This window comes from Cellulophaga sp. BC115SP, from assembly GCF_009905545.1.
GTDB classification, from domain to species: Bacteria; Bacteroidota; Bacteroidia; order Cytophagales; family Spirosomataceae; genus Flectobacillus; species Flectobacillus rivi.
The window spans coordinates 116,493-123,372 of the sequence record NZ_JAAALB010000019.1; the positions used below are offsets into that span (position 1 = coordinate 116,493).

The 6,880-nt window shown below is 38.2% G+C and carries 5 protein-coding genes; all 5 read right to left on the bottom strand.

The window, feature by feature from the left end; genetic code table 11:
• Positions 1-253: 253 nt before the first annotated feature.
• Positions 254-1,744 (bottom strand): nucleoside hydrolase-like domain-containing protein, encoded by a 1,491-nt coding sequence (locus tag GVN22_RS15385; protein ID WP_166551895.1) that lies wholly within the window; start codon positions 1,742-1,744, stop codon positions 254-256.
• A gap of 329 nt (positions 1,745-2,073) precedes the next feature.
• The gene (locus GVN22_RS15390) at positions 2,074-3,573 is read right to left on the bottom strand and encodes a glycerol kinase GlpK (protein ID WP_166551896.1); all 1,500 of its coding nucleotides are present in this window, start codon (positions 3,571-3,573) and stop codon (positions 2,074-2,076) included.
• Positions 3,573-4,529, bottom strand: a complete 957-nt coding sequence (locus tag GVN22_RS15395) for an ABC transporter permease (protein ID WP_166551897.1) — start codon at positions 4,527-4,529, stop codon at positions 3,573-3,575. The genes GVN22_RS15390 and GVN22_RS15395 overlap by 1 nt, the downstream gene beginning before the upstream one ends.
• 42 nt (positions 4,530-4,571) lie before the next feature.
• A complete protein-coding gene (locus tag GVN22_RS15400) occupies positions 4,572-6,059 on the bottom strand; it encodes a sugar ABC transporter ATP-binding protein (RefSeq protein ID WP_166551898.1) in 1,488 nt (495 codons plus the stop codon).
• A 24-nt stretch (positions 6,060-6,083) separates the two neighbouring features.
• Positions 6,084-6,686 carry a DUF2291 family protein gene (locus tag GVN22_RS15405; protein WP_166551899.1) on the bottom strand — a complete coding sequence of 201 codons (603 nt, stop codon included), beginning with the start codon at positions 6,684-6,686 and terminating at the stop codon, positions 6,084-6,086.
• Positions 6,687-6,880: the final 194 nt, after the last annotated feature.

Genomic DNA, 6,880 nt, shown 5'->3' on the forward strand with positions numbered 1-6,880 from the left:
AATTGCAAAGCTTTTATGTGAGTTTTTTTCTGGACTCTCCCTTAAAAATAGACCTCTCAGACTTCTTAATTTATTTTTATCCATAAAAAATCATACTTGAATGTACTTACTTTTTTTGAATCTATTTCAAGAAAAATCATCAAAGTAGTTTCCTAAAAATGAAGGCAATCTACCAATTACAAAAATCCCCTAGTTGAGCTAATAAACTCAGCACTAGGGGATAAAATAGGATACATAAAGCATAAATAAAGCTTTATTCCACTGTTAAAATTGCTCTTTGATAGCGAATAATAGAGGGCGTTCCATTATCGCGACCTTCTACAATAATATGAATCGTTTGTCCCTTTTCGGCATCTGAAGGAACGGTTACCTTAACTTTATTATTTCCTTCAGGGCTAATCGTTACCGACTGAGGGTATGTACCAGCCTCGGGATACTGCCAAAAGGTAAAGGCCACCTGATTTTTGTCGGGGTCTGTTGCACTTGCTTCCAACAAGATACTTTGTCCAGCTTTTACTTTCTTGAAGTTTCCATTTTTGAGGCTCAATTTTGGTGCATGGTTGGCTTCAGCATAAGGTTTGATACACCAATCTGCACGAGCAGCAAAATCTAATTGCAGCGCTTCTACCCAACGAGTTTGTGGGAATGCTGTATCTTCTTTTTTAGTATAAGGATTATAATCTTTTACATGATTGCCATCTTCCCAACGATGTGGATTTGAGGTAGATTGAACCATTCTTCCACCCCAACCGCCATACTCAGGGTTATTTTTGTTCATTAAACCTACATCGATCAGTTGAAAATACGCAGGCGAATCTCCTTCTGAAATAAAGTCATATTGGGTCATCTTCTGTTTATTCATTTCCTCCAATGTACCATGTTTATGATCGTCGTCGCCTTCTTGCTTTTGTCCATCACCCCATGAATAGTATTTTTCTAACAATGGACCATGATTTTTGATAATATTTTTACCCATAAATGCCCCTCTCAAATACGGCTGCAATGCCTCAGGAACTACACGTGGCCAAGGATAGGCAAAACACCAAAATTGATTTGAGTTATAGAAAATTTTAATATCAGGCCATTTAACCGAAACATACTTGCGATAGGTAGCGTCTTGGTCTAGTACAGCATAAAGTACCGTTTTTTTACAAACTTTCTCATAAATTGATTTCCATTGAGGAGTTTTTCCATATTCATCCTCGATAGACTTTAAGGCTCTTGCAATGGTGTTGGTGCCACCCCAAATCTGTAGAAACAAAGGACTCATGTCATTATCTAGCAATTTGGCTTTGATAAAGTTTGACCCCTCTGTATCTTTTTCCATTTCACCTTCAAAATCAATGTTTCCTACACGAATAAGTTTTGTCAGGTAAGCTGGACTTGGATATGCTTTATCATGCTTCAACAGATTAGGATATACTTTCGAATACTCTTTCAATAAATCTTGAATCCATTGCGTTCCTGGCCAACGAAGCGACGTTTTAGTACCATACAACTTGGCGGTCATTTCCATTTCTGAAGTAAAAACCGTTCCTTTTCCATCACCTTTATAATGCCACTGCGAACTACTATAAATGAGTCCTTCGAGATTGAATTCGTTGCTATACAATAGCATTCGAATAAACGAATCAACGTCGTCTATCTCTCCATCTGTGGTGACGATAGTACGAGGTTTATTTTGAGCTACACCCGTTTGCAACATTCCAAACAGCAGTGTCATCGTTAATAAAATGTGTTTCATGGATAGTGAGTATTAATGATGGATAGTGAGTCGCAAATGTTAAATATAAGACACTCGTAATCAGCACACTAAATACTAATCAGCTCAGTCTTTATTTTACCTTGCAACTCAATTGTTAATTAATGGGAGCTTTTGTAAAGTGAGGTGTTAAGAAAGGTGTGATTGTTTCTATTTGGATACAAATAATATACTAAAGCAAAATAATATTTTATAAATTGTGAATGTAATATATTGATAATTAAAAAATTACATTCACAATTCATAATTCTGCATCAATACTTCTGTCGTACCCTGACAGAAAAATATCATTATTCCGTAGAATTTATTTCTTATCCATTTAAGGCTTTTTGCCAACCTTCATAATAGGTCTGCACATGGGTGTTGTCAGCAGGTTCGATGCTGGTAATATTGGCTTTGCAAAGTTCTGACAAAGCATCAATACTCTGATAAACACCACTTTTAAGACCTGCCAAATACGCAGCACCTAATGCCGATATATCATGATTTACTTGTTTTTTGATGGATAAACCCAGTAAATCAGCCAAGAAAGTAGTGACAAATTTGTTGTGACTAATACCTCCATTGATTGAAATCGAACTAAAGTCTTTGCCCATATCCTTACTCATAGCATCGAGTACATCTTTGATTTGGTAAGGAATACTTTCTAAGGCTGCACGAACAATGTGATGGATACTTGTACCAAAAGTAATACCCTGAATGGAAGCTTTTCGGCTCATTTGCCAATGTGGTGCACCTAAGCCACTAAAGGCAGGAATCAGATATACGCCAGCATTATCTTTTACTTTTTGAGCTAACTCTTCGGTTTCAGTAGGATGATTGAAAAATTTCATTTCGTTTTTCAACCACTCAATTGTTGAGCCACATGAAACAATTGCTCCTTCAAACGCATAATCTACCCTTCCCTCTACACTCCAGCAAACGGTGGTTAGCATGCCATTTGAGGAAATTAATGGTTCATTGCCAATATTGGACATAATCGAACAGCCAGTGCCTAGCGTTGCTTTGGCGGTTCCTTTTTTGAAACAGCCTTCTCCAAAGGTTGCCGCATGAGAATCGCCAATGAGGGCAGTAATAGGCAATTGATTTTGTGCCAAGACTCCTACAGCAGATTTTTCGTCTGAATAAGTCCAGTTGCCATAATCATAAGAAGAAGGGTGCACTTCGGGCAAATGAAGTTTTTCGAGTCCCCAAAGTGCTAATATTTCTTTATCCCAAGTCAAGGAATGAATATTGAGCAAAAGGGTTCTGTGTGCATTAGTATGGTCAGTTTTATACGATTTACCTTCGGTAAGTTTGTATAAAAGCCAGCAATCCACGGTACCAAAATATACCTCTCCTTGATCGAGTTGAGCCTTTAAATCAGGGTTATTTTCCAGCAACCACAGTAATTTAGATCCTGAGAAATATGGGTCAATAATCAAACCTGTATGTTGTTTTATCAACTCATTTTGCCCTTGGTTAATGAGATTTTCACAAACCTGCGTAGACCTTTTACAAGCCCAAACCACAGCTGGCGAAAGTGATTTTCCAGTTTTGTCCCAAAGCACAAAAGTTTCTCGCTGATTACTAATACCACACGAAGCAATATCCTTGGGATTGTATCCTTTTTGCTGAAAATCTTCCAAACACAGACCCACAGAAGTTAATACATTTTGGAAAATCTCTTCTGGATCTTGTTCCACAAAACCATTATCGAAATAATTGGTATGTAAATCGGCATGACCTTTACTGACAACTTTTCCTTGGTTATCAAAAATTATAGATTTAGTACTGCTTGTACCTTGGTCAATGGCTAAAATATATTTCATTATTTTTTACTCTTACGGTCAATAATTACGGCTAATAAAATCACCAAACCTTTTACTACTTGTTGCCAAAACGGTGATACATTCAAAAGCACCAAGCCGTTGTTGAGCACCCCAATAATCGCTGCGCCAATCACGGTGCCAGTCACTGTGCCAATTCCTCCAGATAGCGAAGTTCCCCCAATTACTACAGCTGCAATAGAGTCGAGTTCGTAACTTGCACCCGCGTTTGGCTGTGCCGAATTGAGTCGAGAGGTAACCATGATTCCTCCCACTGCCGCCATCATTCCTGAAATGCCATACACGATAAGTTTGGTAACTTGTATATTGATTCCAGACAGAAAAGCTGCTTTTTCATTACCTCCAATCGCATAAATATGACGTCCGAAAGCCGTTTTTTGACTGATAAACACCACTAATAATACCAATAAAATCGAAATCCAGACAGGTACAGGAATACCAATCAACCAACCAGAACCAATATATTCAAATTTGGGACCTAGATTTGAAATAGGAATTCCTTGGGTATAAAGCATGGTTGCACCACGGGCTATGGTGAGCATCGCAAGTGTAGCCACAAAGGGAGGCAAAGAGAATTTGGTAATCACAAAGCCATTGAAAAGTCCAATCAATAAGCCTACAACAATAGCGGCCAAAATACCGCCAAAAATGGTAAAACCCAAATGAATGTTCAGTGCTCCAATGGTGATTCCGTCTTTGAGCAAACCTGCACAAATCACCGAAGTAAACGCTAGTACAGAACCAACCGACAAGTCGATTCCTGCCATCAGGACAACCAAGGTCATACCAGTGGAAATACAGATGTTTACCGAAATCTGACGAAGTACATTCCAGATATTATTGGCAGAAAGGAATTTATCTGAAAGAATACTTATGACAATACAGAGCAACAGAAGTGCAATCAGTGATTGTGATTTTTTTAATAGTTCTTTGTTCATTGTATGTTTATAACTATTTGAAAAAGAATCGAATAAGATAATTTATAAAATTGCAGCCTTCAACAATTTATCTTCGTTGGCCTCCTCTGCACTCAACTCAGCAGTAATACGTCCGCCAGACATAACCAAAAATCGATCGGCTAAAGCTAGTAGTTCAGGAATCTCAGAAGAGACTACGATAAAGCTTTTTCCTTCTTGAGAAAGTTTTTTGATTAATGCATAAATCTCGTTTTTGGCATTAATATCAATTCCTCTTGTGGGTTCATCGAGCATCAAAATACTGGGGTTAGTCGCCAGCCATTTGGCAAGAACCACCTTTTGTTGATTTCCTCCACTCAAATTCAAACAAAGCTGTTGTGAAGAAGGGGTTTTAATTGCCAACGAATCGATATAGCTTTGCGCATTTTGTTGCTCTTGTCGAGCATCAAGTAATTTGTCGCTAGCCAGTGTAGTAAGTGAAATATTGGAGGCGATATTCATTCCTAAGACCAAACCTTCCGTTTTGCGGTCTTCCGTTACAAAAGCTATCCCATTGGCAATAGCATCTTTGGGAGATTGAATTTTTACCGGCTTTTGATGTACGACCATCGAACCTTTCAGGGCTGTACTATTGAGTCCAAAAATACTTTCAAGCAATTCGGTACGTCCTGCGCCCATCAAACCAAAAATGCCTAAGATTTCGCCTTGGTGAAGAGTTAATGAAATATCGTCTAATAAGTTACGATTTTTGAGCTTGGGGTGAGGAAGGGTAAAATTTTGAATGTTTAAGATTACCTCTTGTGAGATTTGAGTTTTAGCTTTTTTCTCAATCGTCACCTCACGACCCACCATTTGTCGAATCAATGCCTGCTCTGTGGTATCGGACATATCGCCTTCTGCTACGCTACAGCCATCACGCATTACGGTATATTTTTCGGCAATACGAAAGAGTTCATCCATTTTGTGCGAAATATACACAATCGTTTTGCCCTCGTTTTTGAGTTCAGCAATAATACGGTGGAGGTTATCAATCTCGGCATTGGTCAGCGCCGAAGTGGGTTCATCCATCAAAATCACCTGTGCGTCAATCAATAGAGCCTTGGCAATTTCGATGAGTTGTTGCTCACCAACTTTTAAATTTTGTACCAAGGTATCAGGCGAAAGCTTCAGTTCTAATCTTTGAAGTAATTGATTCGTAACTTTTTTCATACCCGAATAATCGAGCATTCCCCACTGATTTTCAATCTCTTGACCTAAAAAAATATTCTCAGCGATGGTCAAAGTAGGAATTAAGTTTAGTTCTTGATGAATAATCGAAATTCCAGCTTTTTGAGCATCTTTGATATGATTAAATTTTACAACTTGTCCATTCAAATGTATTTCGCCTTCGTAATCGGGATATACGCCTGTGAGGATTTTTAGGAGCGTTGACTTCCCTGCCCCATTTTCTCCTAAAATGGCGTTGACTTTGGCAGGATAAAAATTCAAGTTTACGCCCTTCAATGCTTTCACACCAGGGAATGATTTTGAAATATTGACTGCTTGTAGCACGTTCGAATGATTTTGGGGAAACGCTTATATTTTAGAAATCTTAATGGGCAATACACTCAAATTCAACAAGTCATGTTGTTTTTCACCCAGCTTTACTGCACCAACAATGTCAATGGTATCGCCTGCTTTAATGGTTTTTAGTTCTTCAGGAATAGCTTTTTCACGAATAATCGTATTTAAGCTTTCTGAAATTTTGTTGAACTCAGCCGTAGTTTTGAAATCTGTTAATTTTACCAAACCCGAAGCATCACGAATGGCATTACCAAAAATGAATTTTGTATCTATTTCCAATGGTCTGTTACCTGCTGCCAATACTTTCAATCTATCGCCCTGAACCTCCAAAATTTTGGCTTGGCATTTGACCAGATAATACGCTGAACTTCCTATGCCTAACCTATTGCCGTATTTGGCAATGCTGGCATGGTCATTTTCGGCAAAAGACGACAACAACTGCGATAGCTCAACCACTTGGGATTTGGCGAGTATTTGTTGATATAAGCCTTGTGAGTATTTAGCAAAATCAAAATTCGAATCCTTTTTTTGCTTCAAATCATCTAAACTTTCTACATAGATGGAGTTGTAGATAGCCACAACTGCCAAGACAGAAGAAATGATAATTTTTTTCATAGTTATAAGTTTCTTGAGAGAACAGTCACCTCACACGATAATGTGGTTTAATGACTTGATTGATTATGAATGCCGAATTAGTACTGAACGAAGGTTTTTATTTTGTTCAAAAATGTTCTTATCGATAGCATTTTTACAGTAGTGGCAACCCTTGCGGTTGCCCAACTCAACATGGCAACCGCAAGGGTTGCCAC